17 protein-coding genes are annotated in these 21672 nt (G+C 50.7%); 14 read left to right on the top strand and 3 right to left on the bottom strand.

The window, feature by feature from the left end:
- Positions 1-8 precede the first annotated feature (8 nt).
- The 13 genes from C7W93_RS04630 to C7W93_RS04565 all read left to right on the top strand — a co-directional run bounded on the left by C7W93_RS04630 (position 9) and on the right by C7W93_RS04565 (position 16595).
- The gene (locus C7W93_RS04630; RefSeq protein WP_108438968.1) at positions 9-1361 is read left to right on the top strand and encodes a DUF1329 domain-containing protein; all 1353 of its coding nucleotides are present in this window, start codon (positions 9-11) and stop codon (positions 1359-1361) included.
- Positions 1333-2541 (top strand): YCF48-related protein, encoded by a 1209-nt coding sequence (locus tag C7W93_RS04625; RefSeq protein WP_108438967.1) that lies wholly within the window; start codon positions 1333-1335, stop codon positions 2539-2541. Before C7W93_RS04630 ends, C7W93_RS04625 begins: the two co-directional genes overlap by 29 nt.
- Positions 2541-5006, top strand: a complete 2466-nt coding sequence (locus C7W93_RS04620; RefSeq protein ID WP_108440479.1) for an RND family transporter — start codon at positions 2541-2543, stop codon at positions 5004-5006. Before C7W93_RS04625 ends, C7W93_RS04620 begins: the two co-directional genes overlap by 1 nt.
- A 212-nt stretch (positions 5007-5218) precedes the next feature.
- Positions 5219-6196: a PDR/VanB family oxidoreductase gene (locus C7W93_RS04615; RefSeq protein ID WP_108438966.1), complete on the top strand. Its 978-nt coding sequence runs from the start codon at positions 5219-5221 to the stop codon at positions 6194-6196.
- A 100-nt stretch (positions 6197-6296) separates the two neighbouring features.
- Positions 6297-7382, top strand: a complete 1086-nt coding sequence (locus C7W93_RS04610; RefSeq protein WP_108438965.1) for an aromatic ring-hydroxylating dioxygenase subunit alpha — start codon at positions 6297-6299, stop codon at positions 7380-7382.
- 220 nt (positions 7383-7602) lie between these two features.
- Positions 7603-8637, top strand: a complete 1035-nt coding sequence (locus C7W93_RS04605) for an SMP-30/gluconolactonase/LRE family protein (RefSeq protein ID WP_108440478.1) — start codon at positions 7603-7605, stop codon at positions 8635-8637.
- A 225-nt stretch (positions 8638-8862) separates the two neighbouring features.
- Entirely contained in the window at positions 8863-9459 is a 597-nt protein-coding gene (locus tag C7W93_RS04600) for a nitroreductase family protein (protein ID WP_108438964.1), read from the top strand.
- 272 nt (positions 9460-9731) lie between these two features.
- Positions 9732-10433, top strand: a complete 702-nt coding sequence (locus C7W93_RS04595; protein WP_108438963.1) for a glutathione S-transferase family protein — start codon at positions 9732-9734, stop codon at positions 10431-10433.
- 121 nt (positions 10434-10554) lie between these two features.
- Positions 10555-11334 (top strand): SDR family oxidoreductase, encoded by a 780-nt coding sequence (locus tag C7W93_RS04590; RefSeq protein ID WP_108438962.1) that lies wholly within the window; start codon positions 10555-10557, stop codon positions 11332-11334.
- 468 nt (positions 11335-11802) lie between these two features.
- Positions 11803-12240 (top strand): MarR family winged helix-turn-helix transcriptional regulator, encoded by a 438-nt coding sequence (locus C7W93_RS04580; RefSeq protein WP_108440477.1) that lies wholly within the window; start codon positions 11803-11805, stop codon positions 12238-12240.
- A 49-nt stretch (positions 12241-12289) separates the two neighbouring features.
- A complete protein-coding gene (locus tag C7W93_RS04575) occupies positions 12290-13786 on the top strand; it encodes an efflux transporter outer membrane subunit (protein ID WP_108438960.1) in 1497 nt (498 codons plus the stop codon).
- A gap of 41 nt (positions 13787-13827) precedes the next feature.
- Complete coding sequence (locus C7W93_RS04570; RefSeq protein WP_108438959.1) at positions 13828-15021, top strand: HlyD family efflux transporter periplasmic adaptor subunit; 1194 nt, start codon at positions 13828-13830, stop codon at positions 15019-15021.
- 14 nt (positions 15022-15035) lie between these two features.
- A complete protein-coding gene (locus C7W93_RS04565; protein ID WP_108438958.1) occupies positions 15036-16595 on the top strand; it encodes a DHA2 family efflux MFS transporter permease subunit in 1560 nt (519 codons plus the stop codon).
- A gap of 352 nt (positions 16596-16947) precedes the next feature.
- Here the strand turns inward: C7W93_RS04565 and C7W93_RS04560 are convergent, their stop codons facing one another.
- The gene (locus C7W93_RS04560) at positions 16948-17556 is read right to left on the bottom strand and encodes a hypothetical protein (RefSeq protein ID WP_108438957.1); all 609 of its coding nucleotides are present in this window, start codon (positions 17554-17556) and stop codon (positions 16948-16950) included.
- A gap of 507 nt (positions 17557-18063) precedes the next feature.
- Between C7W93_RS04560 and C7W93_RS04555 the strand changes: the two genes are divergently transcribed.
- On the top strand, positions 18064-19314 hold the full coding sequence (locus C7W93_RS04555; RefSeq protein WP_108438557.1) for an IS256 family transposase: 1251 nt from the start codon (positions 18064-18066) through the stop codon (positions 19312-19314).
- A gap of 34 nt (positions 19315-19348) precedes the next feature.
- Here the strand turns inward: C7W93_RS04555 and C7W93_RS04550 are convergent, their stop codons facing one another.
- Both C7W93_RS04550 and C7W93_RS04545 read right to left on the bottom strand, forming a co-directional pair.
- Positions 19349-20275, bottom strand: coding sequence for a 3-keto-5-aminohexanoate cleavage protein (locus tag C7W93_RS04550; RefSeq protein WP_108438956.1), 927 nt, complete (start codon positions 20273-20275; stop codon positions 19349-19351).
- 70 nt (positions 20276-20345) lie between these two features.
- Positions 20346-21485: an FAD-dependent oxidoreductase gene (locus C7W93_RS04545; protein WP_108438955.1), complete on the bottom strand. Its 1140-nt coding sequence runs from the start codon at positions 21483-21485 to the stop codon at positions 20346-20348.
- Between the last annotated feature and the right edge of the window lie 187 nt (positions 21486-21672).

The following is a 21672-nucleotide window of genomic DNA, read 5'->3' as shown; positions in this document are numbered from 1 at the left end:
AGATAGACATGAAGCACACACAAATTAAACTCATTACCTTAATGTATGGCTTACTACTGGCCAGCGCCCCAGCATTTGCGGTGTCAGCAGATGAGGCCGCGCAATTGAAAACTACGCTTACGCCCTTTGGTGGCGAGCGCGCAGGTAATAAGGACGGCACTATTCCTGCTTGGGACGGCGGCTACACAAAAGCGATTCCCGGCTTCGTCAATGGTGGACGTCGACCAGATCCGTTTGCCAGTGAAAAGCCGTTGTACGCGATCACCGCCAAGAATATGGATCAATATGCCGACAAGCTCACCGATGGTGTGAAGGCCATGCTCAAAAAGTACCCAGAGACATATCGTCTTGAGGTATATCCGACCCATCGTACAGCTGCAGCTCCTCAATGGGTTTATGACAATACATCCAAGAATGCGACCAATGCCAAACTGAATGGCCTGGCGCTTGTTGACGCATACGGTGGTATTCCATTTCCCATTCCGAAAAATGGCGTGGAAGCTATGTGGAATCATATTTTGCACTGGCGCGGTGCGGATTGGCACCTTGACTTCCGCGGAATCCAAGTGACCTCGGACGGAAAGCCAATCGTCACCGTAGACGGTCGCGCTGATTTTCAAATGCCATACTACTTCAAGGATGGCGCAGCGAATAATTTTAAAGGCGATTTCTGGACGGTTCGCCTACTCAACGCCGGCCCACCTATCCGTGCCGGTGAAGCAATTACTCAACGCCAAAATGTCGACCTCGACAAGTCTCAAACGTGGGTGTACTTAACAGGACAACGCAGGGTAAGAAAGTTGCCGATTGCATGCTGTGACACGCCGACTCCTGCTACCGCAGGGATTATGGCGTTCGACGAGATAGATGTGTTCGCAGGGCGCCTTGATCACTTTGACTGGAAGATCATAGGTAAGAAGGAAATATATATCCCCTATAACGATAACAAGATGTTGCAGGCGAAGACGAGTGAACTGATAGGCAAAAACCATTTGAATCCGGATTACATCCGCTGGGAGCTTCATCGAGTGTGGGTGGTTGAAGCCACACTCGCTCCAGGCAAGCGTCACCAGGCACCCAAGGGGCGTTATTACCTCGATGAAGACACTTGGCTTGCTGTGTTGGCAGACCGCTGGGATGCAAATGGGCAGCTGTGGAAGACGATGTTTACGAATCCTATCGTTATGCCGGATTTGCCCGCCACTGCCCCGACTCAGCAATTCGGATTTTACGATTTGTTGTCTGGTGCGTGGTACGACAATGGCGTATTAAACGACAAGGCCGAGCAATATAAAATCATGCCGCGTTACGCCGATACGGTATTCACGCCGGATGCGATGGCTGGCGAAGGTCAGCGATAAAACTTATTCGCGCAACAATGAGAAGCCGGGGACACCGGCTCATCTGCAACATGACGGAGCACATCAGATGTTTGCAAGATATTCGATTTTTGTATTATTTGTAGCGACCACACTTTTCAACGTGCACTTTGTAATGGCACAGAGTAAAGGGTTGCTTTCTCCCCTTGATCGACCCGCGCTGATGGTGCGGCTGCCCGCCAAGTCGTATCTCTTAAGCGTAGCGGAAGCTGGTTATCGACTGGTTGCAGTCGGAGAGCGCGGGGTCATCGTCCTATCGGACGACGACGGCATGACTTGGCGACAAGCGAAGGTGCCGGTGAGCGTCACTCTAACTGCAGTCCAATTTCTTACGGCCCGGCTAGGATGGGCAGTTGGCCATTACGGCATCGTGCTGCACACCGAAGACGGCGGAGAAACTTGGGTACGTCAGTTTGAGGGCGTGACTGCCGCCAGGATCGTTCTGGAGGCAGCTAAGATAAAGTCTAAGGAAGCCGGATCTGATGGCCCCACCAATAAAAAAGCTTTGTCGGATGCAGAACTTCTAGTGAAGGATGGGGCGGACAAGCCGTTCTTAGATTTACATTTTGACAGTGCCAAGAGTGGTGTCATTGTAGGTGCCTACAATTTAATTCTTCACACCGAAGACGGCGGCAAAACATGGCTTCCCTGGCTTGATCGTTTAGATAATCCCCAAAATTTCCATCTCTATGCGATTGCCGCCTCGGGAAGTCAACTCTATATTGCCGGAGAAAAAGGGGTTTTGTTTCGATCGGATGATTGTGGCAAGAGCTTTACGCGATTAGACACCCCGTACAAGGGAAGCTACTTTGCGCTCTCCCTATTTCCATCAGGCGAGGTGGTCGTCGCAGGGCTGCGTGGGAATGCATTCCGCTCCGCAGATCAGGGAGCGAGCTGGAAGAAGATAGCGGTTGCGGCACCGATATCTTTCACCGCCGCAAAATTAACAAGGAAAGGCTCTCTCATTCTTGCTAATCAGGCTGGCCAGTTATTCATGAGCAACGACTTGGGGGTTTCATTGAAACCGATTCATACGTCACCATTGCCGCCGATAAATGACCTGCTGATCACACAAGATGGCGCGTTAGTTGTTGTCGGTGCAAATGGGGTAACGCGTTTGACTATCCCCGGGGATACAACTAGCACCGGAGTTAAAAAGTGATACCGTCAAGCAATCCAAGGCAACCAATTGTTCAGAATCTGGATGATTTTGACAAACAATCGGGGACCATCGTCGAGCGACTGTTATTTAATCATCGACTGATCGTCATTTTTCTGTGCATCATCGTCACCGCATTACTCGGCTTTCAAGCAAGCAAACTGCGTCTCAACGCAAGTTTCGAAAAGACGATACCGACCGGCCACCCTTATATCGTTAATTATCTAACGTATAAAAAAGAGCTGAGTGGACTTGGTAACGCCGTGCGCATCACCGTTGAAAATAAGCGAGGGTCGATCTACGACGCAACCTATCTGGATACGTTGCGCAAGATAAACGATCAAGTATTTTTACTTCCCGGTGTGGATCGTCCGTTCATGAAGTCTCTGTGGACGCCAAATACACGATGGGTAGGTGTCACTGAAGAGGGCCTTGAAGGCGGGCCGGTCATTCCCGAAGACTACGATGGCTCCTCCAAAAGCCTGGCGAAGCTGAACGCCAACATTGCCCGTTCGGGCGAAATTGGGCAGATCGTTTCGTTGAACGCCAAATCGAGTGCTCTCTACGTTCCTCTGCTTGATAAGGGTGCGCAAGGCAAGCCAATCGACTATGTCAAGTTATCCTCCGACCTTGAAAAAATTCGTACTAAATATCAAGCGGAAAACGTCAATATTCAGATTACCGGCTTCGCCAAGCTTGTCGGCGATCTGATCGACGGATTGAAGCAGATTCTGCTATTTTTTGGGATCGCCATCGCCATTGCGGCCGGTATGGTGTATTGGTACACCCGCTGTATACGCAGCACGGCTTTGGTTGTAGTCAGTTCGTTGATTGCTGTGGTATGGCAATTGGGACTTTTGCCGACGTTAGGGTATGCATTGGATCCTTACTCGATGTTGGTGCCGTTTCTGGTATTTGCCATTGGCATGAGTCATGGTGCGCAAAAGATGAACGGGATCATGCAAGACGTCGGACGAGGCACGCACAGGCTGGTCGCCGCACGCTACACATTCCGACGACTTTTTTTAGCGGGCCTGACGGCGCTGCTGGCCGATGCAGTGGGATTCGCGGTGCTATTGGTGATTCATATTCAAGTCATACAGGAACTCGCAATCGCGGCCAGTATCGGGGTAGCCGTTCTCATTTTTACCAATCTCATTCTGCTGCCGATTCTACTTTCGTACACCGGCGTAAGTGCCAAGGCTGCAGCACGAAGTCTGCGCGCGGAGAGTGCCGAGATGTCAGGTGAGGGCAAGCATCCCATGTGGTGCTTTCTCGATCTTTTCACGCAACGCAAATGGGCGACGGTTGCAGTCGTTGTGAGCGGAATACTTGGAGTGGCGGGATTTGCCATGAGTCTGAATCTGAAGATTGGTGATTTAGATCCTGGAGCACCCGAACTACGACCTGACTCGCGCTACAACCAAAGCGTAGCATTCATGAACGCGAACTATGGCGCCAGCAGCGATGTCTTTGCGGTCATGGTTAAGACGCCGGATAATGGTGGTTGCTCTTCCTATGATGTGTTGATGCGGGTTGATGCACTTGAATGGGAGCTGCGTCAACTTGAGGGCGTGGAATCGACGAATACACTGGCTCTTTTGAATCGTCGGGTATTAACGGGCCTAAACGAAGGCAACCCGAAGTGGTATGACCTTGTGCAAAACCAGGACATGCTAAACACCGTCACAGCCGGGGCGCCGCGCGGTCTTTACAATGATTCGTGCGGACTGCTCACCATGTATGTTTATCTCAAGGATCACAAGGCCGATACGCTCGCCCGTGTTGCGAACCGGGTTGAAGAATTTTCCGCTGCAAACAATACTAAGGACGTTCAATTTCTGCTGGCGGCGGGGAACGCCGGCATTGAAACGGCTACCAACATTGTCGTAAAACAGGCATGGCATGAAATGTTATTTCTGGTCTATGGTGCAGTGATCATACTTTGCTTCATTACGTTTCGCTCATGGCGTGCGGTGGTCGTTGCCGTGGTGCCGCTGATGCTTACTTCTGTGCTGGCAGAGGCCCTGATGGTAGCGCTTGGAATGGGAGTCAAGGTGGCCATGCTGCCAGTGATTGCGCTCGGAGTGGGCATCGGTGTGGATTATGCGCTCTACATCTTGTCGGTGATGCTGGCACGTATGCGTGAAGGGATGAGCTTGTCCGAGGCCTACTACCGTGCCTTGCTGTTCACCGGTAAAGTCGTCATGTTGACTGGCGTGACGCTGGCTATAGGCGTGATTACCTGGGTTGCCAGTCCCATCAAGTTCCAGGCAGACATGGGTTTATTGCTTGCCTTCATGTTCCTGTGGAATATGGTTGGTGCAATGGTATTACTGCCAGCGCTCGCACATTTTCTGCTCAAGCCTTCTACCAGTAATTTACGCGGCAAAAAGGCTACCTTGACGGCGCCTGCCACGACTTTTGAAAAAGTATCTGAGGTTCCTGTGTTAAGGCGAACAACGTGAGTGGACATATTTTTGAGAGTAGAAAATGTTTGAAATTTTCTGCGCTAACTATGTTTAAAACTTATCTACGCATCTGCCGTCGGGGATTTTTCCTCTGATAGGAAGTGTGCGTCCGTGAAAAGTGAGTCATGGAGTGAAGTGCATTTGGGGACAACATCGGCAACGTCGGTTCCACTGTTGTCGACATCAAATCCCCAGGGCAGGAAAGTTAAATGAAGGAAGTCAAAATGCGCGTTAAAGTTCAAGCAAAAGACGTCGAAGCAGAAGATGTATGTTCATTTTATCTGGTTGAACCTGACGGCGACCAGCTTCCTTCTTTCAGTGCAGGTTCGCATATTGACGTCTTTATTAAGGACGGACTGGTTCGGCAATATTCGCTGTGTAACAACCCGATAGAACAGCATCAGTACCAGATCGCAGTTTTAAAAGAAGCATCATCGCGTGGAGGTTCCATGCATATGCACGAACATATACAGGCAGGTGACTTTATAGAAATCAGCGAACCTCGAAATCACTTCGCTTTGCATCCGGGAAATCACTCTAGCCTGTTGATGGGCGGGGGTATCGGTATCACACCCATATTGTGTATGGCTGAAAGACTGGCGAACAGTGTTTCGGATTTCGAATTTCATTATTTCACCAGGAGCAGAAGTCGTACGGCGTTTTTAAATCGGATAGATCAATCTGGATTTTCCGCGAAAGCGCGCATTCATTTCAACGACGAGCCAGAGCAACCTCCTGCCGACCTTGAGAAAATCATTCAATCGCAAACTAAAGACACACATATTTATGTTTGCGGTCCACCTGGTTTCATTGATGCTGTCTTGAACGCGGCATCTAACATCGGTTGGCCTAACAGCCATTTGCATCGTGAATTTTTTAATGCAAGATTGCCCGAACACTCCGATCAAGAGGTTGCATCAGAACAATTTACGGTCAAGCTCGCAAGTACCGGTCGGGAATACCTGATCCCTTCCGATCAATCCGTACTTCAAGTACTTGCCGCCAACGGTATCAACATTTCGTCATCGTGCGAACAAGGCGTTTGTGGCTCATGTCTGACCAAAATTCTGGAAGGGGAGCCAGACCATCGTGACATGTTTCTCATGGCCGATGAACGCGCGCGTAACGACCAGTTCACGCCCTGTTGCTCGCGTTCCAAAAGCCCGGTGCTGGTGCTTGATATCTAAAAATTTGCTATTGATCAGCATGGGATTTTTAAAAAGAAATGCAGAGTCAAATCGGACTTGCGCATAATTTTCATTAATGCAATCTACGGAGACGCAAAAAATGTATCCTTTATCAGATGGACTATTTGCCGCCAAAAACCAGTGGTATATCGCGGCCTGGTCCGACGAGGTGAGTCGGGAGCCGATGGAGCGATGGATCCTGGAGGAACCAATTGCCCTTTATCGCAAAGAAAACGGGGAGGCTGTTGCGTTGGAAGGGCGGTGTCCGCATCGCGGCTTTCCGTTAGGTAAAAGTCGTGTGGCGGGAGACAACATTCAGTGCGGGTATCATGGCATCACTTTCCAACCTGATGGAAACTGTGCCGGGATCCCGACTCAACTGGCTATTCCACAAGCATGCAAAGTTAAATCCTATCCGCTGGTAGAACAATGGAAATGGCTATGGATTTGGATGGGCGACCCGACACTAGCCGACACGCGCTTAATTCCTACTGAGGAGGAATTGGGCGTTAGTGCAAATGAGCACTTAATGGCTATCGGCGGCTATACCCTTGTTTCTGGACGCTATATGCTGCTACACGACAATCTCTTTGATCTTACGCACATCGGCTATCTCCATATGCCGAATATCGGTGCCGGCGGTGGCGAGCAAAATACCGTGCCTGCCATCGAAACCGGCGAAAATTGGATTTCGAGCCTCTACACCCAGCGTGATGTCAACATTCCTCAATATTTCTCAGAAATGCTGAAATACACCGGCAAGGTTGATCGTATTCAAGGACTCAAATTGTTTCTTCCGTGTCTGCATGTCGGTGGCACCCAAATCTTTTTACCAAGAAATGAAGATGGGACGCAGGGCAAACCCTTAGGTTCTCTTCGCGTATTGCACGGTATAACGCCTGCGACCCATCACTGCGCCCATTACTTCTTCGCTAGTGGTCAGTCATGGAGCGATGATCCTGCCGTGTCGCGTCAGATATTCGACAATAACAGACGAACCACGGGCGCCGAGGACGTGATGGCGACGGAATATATTGAACAAATGATTCAAAAAAACGGAGGTCGCCTATCCGAAGTACTGGTTAAGGCCGACGTTGTCTGCATGACCGGGCGGCGCATGTTTGAAAAAATTATCCGAGCCGAAATGCGTCCTGAAACTGTGGCACGTGAGTCATTGGTGCTGTGACGCGGTAGTTACGTTGCAGGAAAATAAAACGATGCAGAACAGGCTAATCGCATAGTCGTTTCTGTTTAAAACTTGTCCACGAATCTTGCGATACAAATGGGTACGACGTTAGTTTAGCGACGGTTCCGCCAAGCGCCAGGGATTCCGCTGGCGGAACTGAACCGAAGTTCCGGCTCCCCCTCCTGGGGAATACTGGACAAAGAAATTTATGGTGAAAAAAATGAACGTAGATAAAGGTGTTAATCCCCTTAATGGTTGGAAAGTAGACAAGTCCAAGATAAAAACTGTTGGGCGAGACCTTCAACGGCCGGAGTGTATTCTTGCCGAACGTGACGGCACATTATGGGCCGCTGACGCACGTGGAGGGGTGACCAAGATAGCGCCCGACGGTCATCAAGAGTTGGTTGTTCAAAGCGCCAACAATCATTTCGATCTTGCCGAAAATCCAGAGAGCAGTCTCTTGACCGGTACATTGCCTAATGGCCTTGCATTTGCAAAAAACGGTGATCTTCTGATCGCAAATTTTGGAACGGATCGTCTGGAACGCATGACGCGCGATGGTATCAGTGAAATATTGTGCGACAGCATCAACGGTCTTCCGATGGGTAAAGTCAACTTTGTCCTGCGAGACAGTCTGGATCGCATATGGATCACTGTGTCCACTCGGATAAACCCATGGAGTGATGCAATCTGCTCCGGTCTGGCTGACGGCTATATTGCTCTGCTTGACGAGAAGGGTCTGCGCGTCGTTGCGGACAGCTTCCATTTCACCAACGAAATTCGTATGGATGCGAATAACGAATGGTTGTACGTTGCGGAAACGACTGCCAAACGAGTGACGCGCCTGCGTGTTCAGGCCGACGGCTCTTTAACTGATCGCGAGGTTTACGGACCTGACAACTTAGGTGATGGCGTGATTGACGGGATAGCTTTTGATAGTTATGGAAATCTTTGGGCTACGATGATCTTTGCCGACAGGATCGTGGCAATCACACCGGAAGGCGAGCTGCTAGAACTATTTTCCGATGGAGATCCCGTGCGCACTGCGCAGTTCGAGGCAGAATTTGCGACCGGCAATCCCGTCTCTCTTGAGACACTCCTGGCGACGGGTGGTCAAACGTGTCGCTGGCTGGCCAGCATCACGTTCGGCGGGCCGGATCTCAAAACTGTCTATCTTGGCGGGTTGCGCACCGATACCATTCCTTATTTCACCAGCCCTGTCGCGGGATTGCCAATGTCGCATTGGGAAGAGTGATTTTTATCTTTCGATTTTGAATGTTAGTAATGACGGCGCTTACCGAGCACGAAGAAAAGAAGGGTGGCAGCAGCGGTGTCTTGCCGAAATGTTACGCACAATTCGACGCCGTTGCGCTGGTGAAATACGTAGTCGACTGACATCAACTATTTTAAAAACGGCCACGGTATAAGTGCCCTGGTCGATTGCATTCTTAATGACATTATCTTATCTGGAGCTCTAAAAATGACCCAATTTATGCCCCGCGTAGCTGATCATGCTATCGATCCACAATTCCTGAATCGCTGGTCACCACGTGCGTATGCCGACGAAGATATTTCCGAAGCCACTGTGCATACTTTTATGGAGGCCGCGCGCTGGGCGCCATCCTCTTACAATTCGCAGCCATGGCGCTTCGTGTACGCGCGCAGAGGCACCGCACACTGGGACAGCCTGCTTAGTTTATTAAACGAATTCAATCAAAATTGGGCGAAGAACGCGTCTTTGCTAATCGTGGTGGTTTCCAAAGCCACGTTCTTGCCACTGGGCGGTAAGGACGAAGTACCCGCAGTCTCCCATAGCTTTGACGCAGGTTCAGCCTGGGCTTATTTAGCCCTGCAAGCAAGTTTGTCCGGATGGCACGCGCACGCGATGGTCGGCTTCGATAAGGAGAAATCGGTTCGGTTACTTGATATTCCCATCGGTTTCACCGTTGAAGCCGTTGTCGCAGTTGGAAAAATTGGTGATAAAGCCATGCTGCCGGAAGCGCTCCAGGCCCGAGAAACCCCGAGCACGCGCATGCCGATAACCGCATTCGCGTTTGAAGGAAAATTCAAAGCGTAATCAATATAAAGCCCCCATTCATTTATGCCGATGCTGGCACTGTTTTCAGTGGGAAAAATGTGTGATCGTTTCGTCGAAAAAAATTGATAAATGGGAACTTGAGGAATGGCCAGGATTCATCATTCGAATATTAAACCAGGTCAAATTTTAGCCAGAGCGACCGAAAGTTTACTGGAGGAGTATTCATCGTCGCGGCCGAACATTAGCGATTTTTTGTCGGCGCTAGTGATCGTGTCGCATGTACAAATGGAACTGAAATTTTAGGAATTGAAATGGACATTACACTGCATTTTGCTCCGAACACATGTGCCCGCGTTCCAATGATCGCGTTGGAAGAAATTGGTTGCGAGTATCACACAGAACTTGTCGCTTTTATGAGGGGTGATCATCAGTCACCGCAATACCTCGCTCTAAATCCTAAAGGAAGAGTGCCTCTGTTAGTCGTCGATGGCAAAGTATTGACGGAAAATGTAGCGATCCTCCATTGGCTTTCGAGTGAGTTTCCAGAGGCAAAATTACTGCCAGTCTATCAAAATAACTTCGATAACGCGCTTGTCATCGCTGACCTGGCATTCTGCGCATCGACCCTGCATGGACTTGTGACAAGGTTGCGCATTCCACATTTTTTCTGTGACACCGTCGAAGCAATACCACGTGTATTCCAGATGGCAGAACAAGCCATGCGGCCAAATTTTGCCTTGATGGATGAGCGGCTTTCGAAGGGCCTTTGGTGGTACGGAGATCAGTGGTCAATTGTAGATGTTTATATTAACTGGATATGGTTTCGTGTTGCGGGCACCGCTTTCGATACTTCACCCTATCCACATTTGGCACGGCATAGCATGACCTTGTCGCAACGTCCTTCGGTTCAACGCGTTTTGCGGCGCCACGAAGAGGCCGCCGAGTGGCTCGCTTCACGCGGACTTGAAGTCAAATTCGATGGTGCGGGAGCCGTAAAGGCCGCGGCTTCTTAATTTAGCCGGAAATAAAAAGTTTCATTTTTTAAAGGTCAAACGACCAAAATTCTGTGAATCCGTCGAAGTCGGGAAACAGGATTTTGAAAAAAGTTATATCAACATTAAGAGGAGTATATAAATGAATTTAGACATAAAAGGGCGTCATGCGCTTGTTTGCGCGGCTAGTCAGGGACTCGGGCGCGCTGTGGCGTTAGCGTTAGCTCGAGAAGGAGTTAACCTGACAATCGTGGCGCGACGCCAAAATATTCTTGAGGAAACGGCTCAAATGATTCGCGACGAGACTGGGGTATTGGTCACCACGGTGGCGACTGATATTACGTCAGAGGCAGGCCGTCTGCTGGCAGTCAATGCTAATCCGGTTGTAGATATTCTTGTGAATGGTGCGGGCGGCATTCCCCCAGGAGATTTTCGAAATTTTAATCGTGACGAGTGGATGACCGCCATTGAGGGACTTATGCTAACCCCCATCGAACTCATTAAAGCAACTATTGACGGCATGGTTGAACGTCGATTTGGCCGGATTATCAACATTACGTCGAAGGGTATGCGTGTGCCAAGTCAGTTACATCCATTGGCTAATGGCGCACGGGGAGGCCTCACCGCGTTCGTTTCGACAATTGCATCGGAGTATTCGCAACATAATGTGACGATCAATAATCTCCTTCCTGGGCCTTTTGATACGGATCGCATGAAGGTGATGACGCAAGTAAAAGCAGAAGCCAGCAACCGAACTTTTGAAGAGCAGTTTAAGATCGGAGTGGATGAAAATCCAGCGCGTCGATGGGGGCGGCCAGAGGAGTTCGGTGCAGTTTGTACGTTTTTATGTAGTGCATTCTCGGGCTTTATCACAGGGCAAAATATTTTGATCGACGGTGGCTCCGCACCAACAACATTCTAGAAAACTTCGTGTTGTGGATAGATGATTTTTTTCTCACCGTTTATTCAGCTGTATATATTTTGAAAGTAAGCCATATAAAAATGCTTCGGTTAATCTTGGGGGCTGGCCTGATTAACCTGGTTGTCAATTTTTCTCAAGCTTGGATATGGCTTGCCCTCCAAACAAGCCATATAACGGCTGCATCGAGATGAATAGATGCGAGGAAATTGCGGGCCGTTTTGTCGTGGCGTGTTGCAGTTGGTTGCGTCGCGAAGAAGGAAGGTGCCGCGACCAGCGGCGCGGCGCATCTTTAGCACCGGAAAGCGTTGAGCTTTGCGGGGATGGATCGGATTGCTGATCATCAAGAAGGCCGAAAGAACATTTTTTAACTCCTATTGACCTTTTAATAACAGCCAATAAATTCAATAATCTGCCTTGACAGTATCTGATATGTCAGATATATTGAATTCATCCAAAGCGAGGGTTCAATTGAAACACTATACCAAAGATAATTATCACCCAACTACCAGCGTTGGCTTTTCCTTGATGAGGGCCAGAAACGAATTGCAGATTGAAATGGATGCTGCGCTGAAAGATCTGGATATTACCGGGCAGCAAATGGGCGTCATTTTGGGCATGGCACGCGGTATGGCCAGCACACCATTCGAATTGAGCAAATTGCTCAAAATCGATACCGGCCTGATGACACGCATGCTCGATAAACTTGAAAAACAAAACATTCTGACGCGCTCCCCGAGCGTTGACGATCGCCGTAGCGTGAACTTGCAATTGACTGCCAAAGGCCAACTGATAGCGAAAGAAAGTTCGAAAATTGCGCCGGAAGTGCTGAACCAGAAGCTGAAAAATTTCACGTCGGCCGAATTTATCGAATTTCATCGCCTACTTGTCAAATTTCTTGCGACATAAGTCATTGCGTCATCGCTTTTTTTTAATAATTTAACTGACAAGTCAGATAATGAAAAATCAGATATATACCTACCAAAAAACGGTGCGCTTTACACGCCTTTTATTGCCCCTGCTGATGGCGGCCTTACTGTCTTCGTGCGCCAATTTTTCTGGAATCAGCAGTGAAAAGCACATCACAGAACTGTCCGGCAAGCAGGACGTGAAGAGCTTGCCTTCTGAGCATGGGAATTGGCCATCATCCGACTGGGCTAACCAATTCGGCGACCAGCAGCTTTCCGAATTGCTCGCCGAAGCGTTAAAGTCGAATCCTTCGCTCGACGAAGCGCGTGCACGTGTCGCTGCTGCATCGGCTTTCAGCGAAGAGGCGCGCGCCAATACTTTGCCTAAGGTCGGTGCAGACTATTCATTGACACGGCAGCAGTATTCAAAGTCCGCGCTTATTCCTCCTCCGTATGCGGGTTCTTGGACAACGGAAAATAAGGCGGTCCTGGGCGCGTCGTACGATCTCGATTTGTGGGGCAAAAACAGTCAGGCCTTGAGTGCATCGGTATCGAAGCTTTGGGCCACAGAAGCCGAAAGCGAACAAGTCAAACTCTCACTGAGTTCGTCGATTGCGAGTGTGTACAACGAATTGGCGCGCCTGTATGCGCTGCGGGATCTGGCACAAGAGGAAGTGCAGCAGTGGCAAGGTATTAGTCGTATTTCCGAGCATCGCGTCGCTTCCGGCCTGGATACCGAGGTGGAACGCCAGACCGCGATTAGTAAGCTGGCGGCGAGCAAAGCGGCGCTGACGGCGCTTAACGGGCAGATGCTCGACACGCGTTATCAATTGGGCGCGTTGCTCGGTCAAGGACCTGATCGCGGCCTGTCCATTCGTCGACCGGCGTTGCGTATCGGTGACGTCGTTCTACTGCCCGACCAATTGCCGGCAGATTTGGTGGCACGGCGCCCCGATATTGTTGCCGCGCGCTGGCGCGTTGACGTCACTACCCATGACATCAAAAGTGCAAAAGCCGATTTTTATCCAAACATTAATTTGAGTGCAGCGATAGGCCTGGACGCCTTTGGTTTCGGTCGATTTTTGAGCGCCGCCAGCCGCACCGTAACGGCCGGCCCGGCGATTCATCTGCCGATATTCGACGGCGGTGCCTTGCGTGCCAGCCTTAAGGTGAGTTATGCCGACTTTGATATTGCCGTGGCGAACTACAACCGGACATTGGTTACAGCGTTGTCCGACGTTGCAACACAACTGTCGAGAATTCGCTCAAACGACGCGCAACAAGTCGACGCACAAGCCGCCGCCCATGCCGCCGATCGGGCTTTTCAGTTGGCCACGAGTCAATATCAGGCCGGCTTGATCACCCAATTGGCGGTATATCAGGCACGCGTTAATGCACTTTCCAGCGAGCAAACCATGATCAATTTGCGCATGAATCGCCGTACTCAGCAAATCGTACTGGCGGCGGCGTTGGGAGGCGGCTTTATCGACACTCATAACGCGGTGTCGAATGCGGCGTCCGACAGCCAGCCGCGACATGCGCAGTAATTTCGAAACTTCACATTATTTAAATTCACATAGGTGCTCTTATGACCGATAAATTCACCCCTGACCGCGTCACCCCAGACCACGCAACGGTAGAAGCCTCTCAAAAACCAAATGGAAAGCGCAAAACAATGCTTGCTTTGCTCGGTGGCGGCGTCGTTGTTGCGGCAATCGGGTATGCAGCTTATTACCTCGTGGTTTCGCGTCATCACGAAGTAACTGATGATGCGTACGTAGCTGGTAATTTGGTGCAGATTACGCCGCAGGTTTCAGGTTCCGTCATTCAAATCAATGCGGACGAGACGCAAATTGTGCAGGCTGGCGATCCTGTCATCAAACTCGACCCGGCCGACGCTAAAGTCGAATTAACTAAAGCCGAAGCGGCGCTGGCCCAAGCAGTTCAGCAAGTCAGCACGCTCTACGTCAACAATGGCGTCTACCAGGCACAGATTGAACAGCGTCAGGCTGACCTGGCACGCGTAGAAGACGATCTGCGTCGCCGTACCTCGGTCGGCGACGCAGGCGCCGTCTCTGCCGAAGATGTTGCACATGCACGCGATGCGGTTAATGTAGCAAAAGCGGCACTTCAGATGGCTCAGCGTCAGTTGGTATCGAATCGTGCGCAAACAGGTAAGACCTCCGTAGCGGAACATCCCAACGTGGCAAGTGCCGGTGCCCGGGTCAGGGATGCCTATCTGGCCGATGCCCGCACCACCTTGCCAGCTCCGGTGACCGGTTACGTGGCCAAGCGCTCGGTACAACTAGGTCAACGCGTCGCACCGGGAACGCCGTTGATGGCTATCGTCCCCCTCGACGGGGTGTGGGTGGAAGCCAATCTCAAAGAAAACCAAATCAAATTTGTGCGCATTGGTCAACCGGTCATGCTGAATGCCGATGTGTACGGTTCCGGCATCGTTTATCACGGTAAAGTCATCGGCTTTTCAGCCGGTACGGGTAGCGCTTTTTCAGTGTTGCCCGCGCAGAACGCAACCGGCAACTGGATCAAGGTGGTGCAACGCCTGCCAGTCCGTATTCAACTGGATCCCGCTGAACTACGGGCCCATCCTTTAAGGATTGGTTTATCGATGCAAGTAGACGTCGACATTCGCGATCAAAGTGGTTCGCAACTGAGTACCGCAACACAGACGTCGTATCGGACGCATGTCTACGACGCCTATGCTAAACAAGCGGATCAGGAGATCGCACAAATAATTGACAAAAATCGTATCGGCAACTAATTACCCAGGCAGGCATGAATACCTCAAATACTCCCAAGGAATTGGCACCGCTTTCAGGCGGCAAGTTAGTTCTGGCAACTCTCGCCGTGGCGTTAGCCACGTTCATGAATGTGTTGGATTCATCGATTGCAAACGTAGCGATTCCAACTATTTCCGGTAATCTCGGCGTGTCAATTGACGAAGGGACCTGGGTCATAACGTTGTTTGCTGCCGCCAATGCGATCTCGATCCCATTGACCGGATGGTTGACCCAGCGCGTAGGACAAGTACGTCTGTTCGTGATTGCGATCTTGTTGTTCACATTGTCGTCGTGGCTGTGCGGTATGGCACCTACCTTGCCGATACTACTGGCCGCGCGTATTCTACAAGGTGCAGTCGCCGGCCCCTTGATTCCCTTATCGCAATCCCTCCTGTTAAGTTCCTACCCCAAGGCAAAGAGTTCGCTCGCGCTTTCCTTATGGGCAATGACCGCTACGGTCGGCCCGATCGCAGGGCCCGCTCTGGGCGGATGGATGACCGATCGTTACTCATGGTCCTGGATATTTTACGTCAACATCCCGGTTGGCATTTTTGCGGCAGCCGTTACCTGGTTCATTTACCGCTCGCGTGAAACGCCGGTCAAGGCTATTCCGATGGACAAGGTAGGATTGATATCGCTGATCGCTTGGGTCGCATCCTTACAAATCTTGCTGGACAAAGGCAAAGATCTGGATTGGTTCCAGTCGCCGGTAATCGTGGCGCTCGGTGCTTTTGCATTGATCAGTTTCATCTTTTTTGTGATATGGGAATTGACTGAAAAGAATCCAATTATTAATTTGCGACTGTTTGCCGGCCGCAATTTCTTCGGCGGCACAGTCGCCATGTCGGTGGCTTACGGAGTTTTCTTTGCCAATCTGGTGATACTGCCGCAATGGATACAGCAATTTCTCGGCTATCGTTCGGTTGACGCCGGGTTGGTCACCGCGCCACTGGGTATCTTTGCCGTTATCCTGGCACCCGTCTTGGGTAAGTTCCTTCCGCGCTCAGACACACGGATATTGGCAACGATGGCCTTCGTCGGCTTTGCAATCGTATTTTTTATGCGCTCCTTCTATACAACTGAGGTCGATACCTGGACGCTAATATTGCCGACGTTGTTACAAGGCATTCCGACCGCATTATTCATGGTACCGCTGACCGTCATTATTTTGTCGGGATTGTCGCCGGATAAAATTCCAGCCGCAGCGGGGTTGTCTAATTTTGTCCGGATTTTCTTTGGCGCTGCCGGTACGGCTATTGCCAGTACCGCTTGGAATGATCGGACAGTGCTGCATCATGCACGATTGGCTGAGCAAGCCAGTGTCAATAATCCTACCTTTGTCGAGAACATCGCTTCGCTGCACTCCACTCTCGGCTTGACCATGGACCAGGCTTATGCAAGCTTCGAAGCTACTTTGAACGCCCAAGCGACAATGCTCGGCCTCAACGATATTTTCTGGATATCAGCCGTCATCTTTGTCCTTATTATTCCGCTGATCTGGATTACAAAGCCAGTCAAAGGCGATGTATCGGCGGCGGCTGTAGCTGCACATTGATGCGTTACCGAGCTTTCCGGGCTTCATACTTTTGCGCGGTATGAGGCCCGGTTTTATGGGAAGGAGGTAGTTTTAAAGCGAAGGGGGGAGGGCTGAAGTCGGAAGAGTTCCTACTAAGCCTGGCGGCGTGCGTATGTGCGTATGCACGCCCCAAACCAGTCACAGGGTATCGATCAAAATCTTGAAACTGTTGTGTCAAATTTTGTGCTTACAGCCTGACCACAACCATCCAACCGTCGCGCAAGTGCAAATACTACCTAGACCGCTAGGGAGCGTATTGGCAAGTAAGATGACGTTGCTCTGCTTCACTACTGATAAACGCGCAGTGCCCGCGAGTGAGCATGGATACGTATCAGATACATGCCGCGCTTCCGCTGTAAATATTTTCGACTGTACGTTCCAGTGCAGCCCGAATCACGGTGATCGCTTGATGGCTCAACAGTACTTCATAATGATTGACCGCCACTTCGACCAGCCTGATATCGCTGCGGTGGCGCATCGATGCGGCAGTAACGACGCCGTCGTTGGCCGTCAGCATCAGCGACGAATGCCCTTTCGTGGTCACGATATTGGTCCACGGCAGCAGCAGCGGGATGCTATTAGCCTGCAGAATAGCCGCGCTGTAAGGTTGGATATCCTCCAGTAATTGGCTGAATGGCAGCAGCCATTTAATCCACTCGGCGGCCTTGCTGCCGCCATACGGTGTAGCCAGCGTCACGGCGCCCTGTACACGCCCGGCCAAGTGCTGCGCCAGGTGTGCGGCATAGATCCCGCCCAGGCTATGGGCAATAAAAAAGATATCCTCGATGCCATCTAGCTGTGCGCGCATCGACTTAAGGTTGTTGTGGAAGCCGTTGGCGCTGTCGTACTCTAGCACCAGGTCATTTCCGCCCAGGTTCATACGTATAAAATTGAAACTGTCTGGGCTGGCGTTGGCACCGTGGATATATACAAGATTCATTGAACAGGCTCTCTTTATATTGGGCGTGGGTGCTTCATCTTCTGCATCAGGGCTTTCAGCGCTTGCGGTTTGTGGGTGCTGTCTGGCGTCAAGCCCGTCATTCGCTATATAGGGGATGATAGGGGATGACCGCCGCATGTTCTCGCTGACGGTTTCGGCGCCGCCCCTCAGCTTCTCCGCGTCCGCGCTATTTATGCCTCGCTCGTAAGCATCGAAACCGCCAACGAGGGACGCAGCATACGAGGAACTTGAACTGGACGACCAAGTCTGGTTCAATCCAGAACGGATTCTATAAGAAGCATTAAAGCAAGCGCCTTGAGATGACGCGACAACTTATATGCGGTCGGAAAAACGGTGGATCAGCAATAACGACACTTTCAGGAAAAATCGAAAGGTCGATAGATTTCTTGGTAAAGACATGCTCCCAAAAAACTTAAAAGGCGGAGGGTGTATTAAGCTTTGTGTAAACGGTCATTTGGCAGGACACTGCCACCATAGAGGAAAAAAATGGCCTACATAAAACGAAGCGAGCGGGTTAAGCCCGATCCTGAACTGGTGAAGCTGGCGGATAGCCTGCTTGCCAATTACAAGAAACCTGAAGACCTGATTGGCGAAAACGGTTTGCTCAAACAGCTCACCAAGATGCTCGTTGAACGTGCTTTGGAAGTCGAAATGACTGATCATCTGGGTCACGACAAAAGTAGTTCAGTCACGAACGACACGTCCAACACCCGTAATGGTCACAGCCTCAAGACGCTCAAAGGCGATTTTGGTGCGCTCTCCCTGGATATTCCCCGGGACCGCCAAGGTGCCTTTGCCCCGCAAATCGTCAGCAAGCATCAGACCCGATGGACTGGCTTTGACGACAAGATCATCTCGCTTTACGCCCGTGGTCTGACGGTCAGAGAGATTCAGAGCCACCTGGAAGAAATTTATGGTGCCGAAGTATCGCCCAGTCTGATCTCGTCAGTGACCGATGCGGTAAGCGAAGAGGTCAAGATCTGGCAGGCCAGACCGCTCGATGCCTTGTATCCGATTCTGTATCTCGACTGTATTCACGTCAAAGTGCGCGACACCGGCACGGTACGTACCAAGGCCGTCTACCTTGCCATCGGCGTGAATAGAGAAGGCAACAAGGAAGTTCTGGGACTGTGGATTGCGCAGACGGAAGGTGCCAAGTTCTGGCTTAGTGTCGTGACGGAACTGAAGAATCGCGGCGTGCAGGATATTTTTATTGCGTGTGTCGATGGATTAAAAGGTTTCCCTGAAGCCATCGAAGTGGTGTATCCGAAGGCGACCGTTCAATTATGCATTGTGCATATGGTGCGCAACAGTTTGAATTTCGTCTCCTGGAAAATGCGCAAGGAAGTCGCTGCCGATCTCAAGCGTATTTACACCGCAGCGACCATCGATGAGGCCGACATCATGCTCACCGAATTTGAATCCAAATGGGATAAGGACTACCAGGCGATCAGTTTGTCATGGCGCCGTAACTGGGCGCGGATTACGCCGTTCTTCGACTACCCACCTGAAATCCGCAAGGTCATTTACACCACCAACGCCATCGAATCGATTAATATGAGTCTGCGCAAAATCATCAAAACCCGCAGTTCATTTCCCACTGATGAGGCCGTCAGCAAACTTTTTTATCTGGCGCTCAACAACATCAGCAAGAAATGGACGATGCCATTACGGGACTGGAAAGGGGCACTCAACCGCTTCACAATCCAGTTTGAAGAACGGATGACACCGATTTAAACAAAATTCCGTTTACACAAAATCCGGCACACCCTCAAAAGGCGACTTGGTCCGCGCCCTTCAATTGCAACATTGCTCTGGCTTCGCTTGGACTTGCGACTTCCAACGATAGTGCGTCCAGGACCGTACGAATGCGGCGCACTTGAACTGCACTGCTTTCCGCTAACACACCCGGCCTGTCCCATAGCGAATCTTCAAGCCCGACGCGTACGTTGCCGCCCATTGTTGCCGACATGGTTGCAATCGGAATCTGCCCTCGTCCTGCGCCCAGTACCGACCAGACATATGAGTCCCCAAACAATCTGTCGGCAGTCCGCTTCATGTGAGCAATGTCCTCCCAATACTGTCCAATTCCACCTCTTACACCAAACACCGACTGAATAAATAAAGGACCTTTGATGAGTCCACGGTCGAGAAAGTGTGCCGCAGTGTAGAGATGCCCAATGTCATAACACTCAATCTCGAATCTGGTGCCGTTATCACTACAGGATTCAAGGATGTATGCGATATCACGGAATGTATTTCTGAAAATAAGATCGTCACTGTTCTTCAGATAGGGTTCCTCCCAGTCGTATTTGAAATCCTTGAAACGGTTGAGCATTTCATACACTCCGAAATTCATCGACCCCATGTTCAGCGATGCGACTTCGGGCTTTAATTTAAGCGCTGGTTGCAATCGCTCCTCGACCAACATGGTTGGCGCGCCTCCAGTAGTGATATTGATTACGACGTCGGAGGCATCGCGAATGGCGGGGAGAAACTCACGAAATAAGGCCGGATCTTGAGACGGGCTACCATCCTTGGGATTTCTCGCATGCAAATGGACGATAGCGGCACCTGCCTGCGCAGCGCCAATGGCTGCATCGGCAATCTGCTGTGCAGTGACGGGCAGATACTGAGACATTGAAGGTGTATGGATCGCCCCCGTAATCGCGCACGTGATGATTACTTTCTTAGCCATAGCGGCTCCTTTGTATTAAGGTGTGGTGTGACGCCTAGCTTTTTACCAGGCGTCTACAATGGCCGATCTATTACGTAGGCTCGTTCAATTTATCCCAGGCATGTTGCATAAGGCCCGCGAAATCCGCTTCTGGCGAAGGATGTCCCGCCCACTCCTGAAGCTCCCATAGGCCAAGCTTATGCGAGCTATCCACGACGAATTTGCAGCGTGCATATCGTCGTTGCGTAAATGCTGTCAGAGCGTCCTCAACTGATGCATCCGTCGTCAACATTTCCGCCAGCAAGACAGCATCTTCGATAGCAATCGATGCGCCCTGCGCCAGATGCGGAACAGTTGCATGGACCGCATCCCCAATCAGAACGACACGCCCTTTATGCCACGGCTGCGGCACGATCAGGGACTCAATCGGCTTGTACACAACCTCTTTCGGTGATACAACTTGTGTGGCTAATTCCGCCACCAAGCCGCCGTATTCCGCCAATCGCTCACGAAGCAATGTGTGTAATTGATTTTCGGGTAACCAAGGATTTCCCGGCTCGGAGGTCACCAAAAACACATACATCGTGTCTTCGCTCATTGGGACTAACCCCGCTTTGGTTTTCTTGCCGTACCAAATTGAAGCCCATTTCATATCCTTCGGACGGGGAAAGTTGTAGCGCCACACTGCTTGACCGGTGAAAACGGGAGTGTGCTGGTTACCGAACAGAAGTGATCGGACCTTGGAATACACGCCATCAGCACCAACCACGAGGTCATACCGTGCGACGCCACCGTCGGTCATCTTGACGGTGACCCCATCGTCATCTGAGTCCAGAGTTTCGACACTCAAACCTAAACGAACTTTTGCGCCGCCGCGTGCCGCAGCCTCTACGAGAATATCGTGCAGTACACGGCGTCCAATGCCATTGTTAGGCAGAAATTGTGGGGCTGCGGTATTCAAATTGGGAACATCGGCGATCGCCACTCCCTGACTGTCGAAAAGACGCCAGCCGGGGAAAGCAAACCCCCTTGCAATACACTCTTCTGCCAAACCGAGCTGATGTAATGCCCTTAATGCATTCGAGGGCTGGATTATTCCCACGCCATAGACCGTCCATTCGGTTTTGATCTCGACAATATCGACGTCTACACCTTTACGTGCAAATGCAATCGCCGCAGTAAGTCCACCAATTCCGCCGCCGACAACCAGAACTTTTTTTACTTTTGACATTTTTTTCCTCTGAAAATATAGCGCTTCACGCACCACAACATTTACATCCCGACAACCACACTTGAGCCTTCGTTAAGTTCAAAGTGAGACTCCGTTTCTAATGTCACTTGCAACGGCAAACTAAAATTCAAAAAAGTTCTAGTTACGCGCCGTAAGTCTTCTACCCCACAAAAAAAAACGCAATTTC

This window comes from Glaciimonas sp. PCH181, assembly GCF_003056055.1.
GTDB lineage: Bacteria > Pseudomonadota > Gammaproteobacteria > Burkholderiales > Burkholderiaceae_D > Glaciimonas.
Note: the sequence above shows the minus strand (reverse complement) of the source record. Positions and strands in the feature narration are given on the sequence as shown.

Excerpts from the sequence above, each read along its gene's own strand:
- C7W93_RS04595 (WP_108438963.1), top strand. The coding sequence starts at position 9,732 with ATGGACATTACACTGCATTTTGCTCCGAACACATGTGCCCGCGTTCCA.
- C7W93_RS04555 (WP_108438557.1), top strand. The coding sequence starts at position 18,064 with ATGGCCTACATAAAACGAAGCGAGCGGGTTAAGCCCGATCCTGAACTG.
- C7W93_RS04545 (WP_108438955.1), bottom strand. The coding sequence starts at position 21,485 with ATGTCAAAAGTAAAAAAAGTTCTGGTTGTCGGCGGCGGAATTGGTGGA.
- C7W93_RS04560 (WP_108438957.1), bottom strand. The coding sequence starts at position 17,556 with ATGAATCTTGTATATATCCACGGTGCCAACGCCAGCCCAGACAGTTTC.
- C7W93_RS04565 (WP_108438958.1), top strand. The coding sequence starts at position 15,036 with ATGAATACCTCAAATACTCCCAAGGAATTGGCACCGCTTTCAGGCGGC.
- C7W93_RS04630 (WP_108438968.1), top strand. The coding sequence starts at position 9 with ATGAAGCACACACAAATTAAACTCATTACCTTAATGTATGGCTTACTA.
- C7W93_RS04590 (WP_108438962.1), top strand. The coding sequence starts at position 10,555 with ATGAATTTAGACATAAAAGGGCGTCATGCGCTTGTTTGCGCGGCTAGT.
- C7W93_RS04625 (WP_108438967.1), top strand. The coding sequence starts at position 1,333 with ATGCGATGGCTGGCGAAGGTCAGCGATAAAACTTATTCGCGCAACAAT.
- C7W93_RS04570 (WP_108438959.1), top strand. The coding sequence starts at position 13,828 with ATGACCGATAAATTCACCCCTGACCGCGTCACCCCAGACCACGCAACG.
- C7W93_RS04550 (WP_108438956.1), bottom strand. The coding sequence starts at position 20,275 with ATGGCTAAGAAAGTAATCATCACGTGCGCGATTACGGGGGCGATCCAT.
- C7W93_RS04600 (WP_108438964.1), top strand. The coding sequence starts at position 8,863 with ATGACCCAATTTATGCCCCGCGTAGCTGATCATGCTATCGATCCACAA.
- C7W93_RS04605 (WP_108440478.1), top strand. The coding sequence starts at position 7,603 with ATGAACGTAGATAAAGGTGTTAATCCCCTTAATGGTTGGAAAGTAGAC.
- C7W93_RS04610 (WP_108438965.1), top strand. The coding sequence starts at position 6,297 with ATGTATCCTTTATCAGATGGACTATTTGCCGCCAAAAACCAGTGGTAT.
- C7W93_RS04615 (WP_108438966.1), top strand. The coding sequence starts at position 5,219 with ATGAAGGAAGTCAAAATGCGCGTTAAAGTTCAAGCAAAAGACGTCGAA.
- C7W93_RS04575 (WP_108438960.1), top strand. The coding sequence starts at position 12,290 with ATGAAAAATCAGATATATACCTACCAAAAAACGGTGCGCTTTACACGC.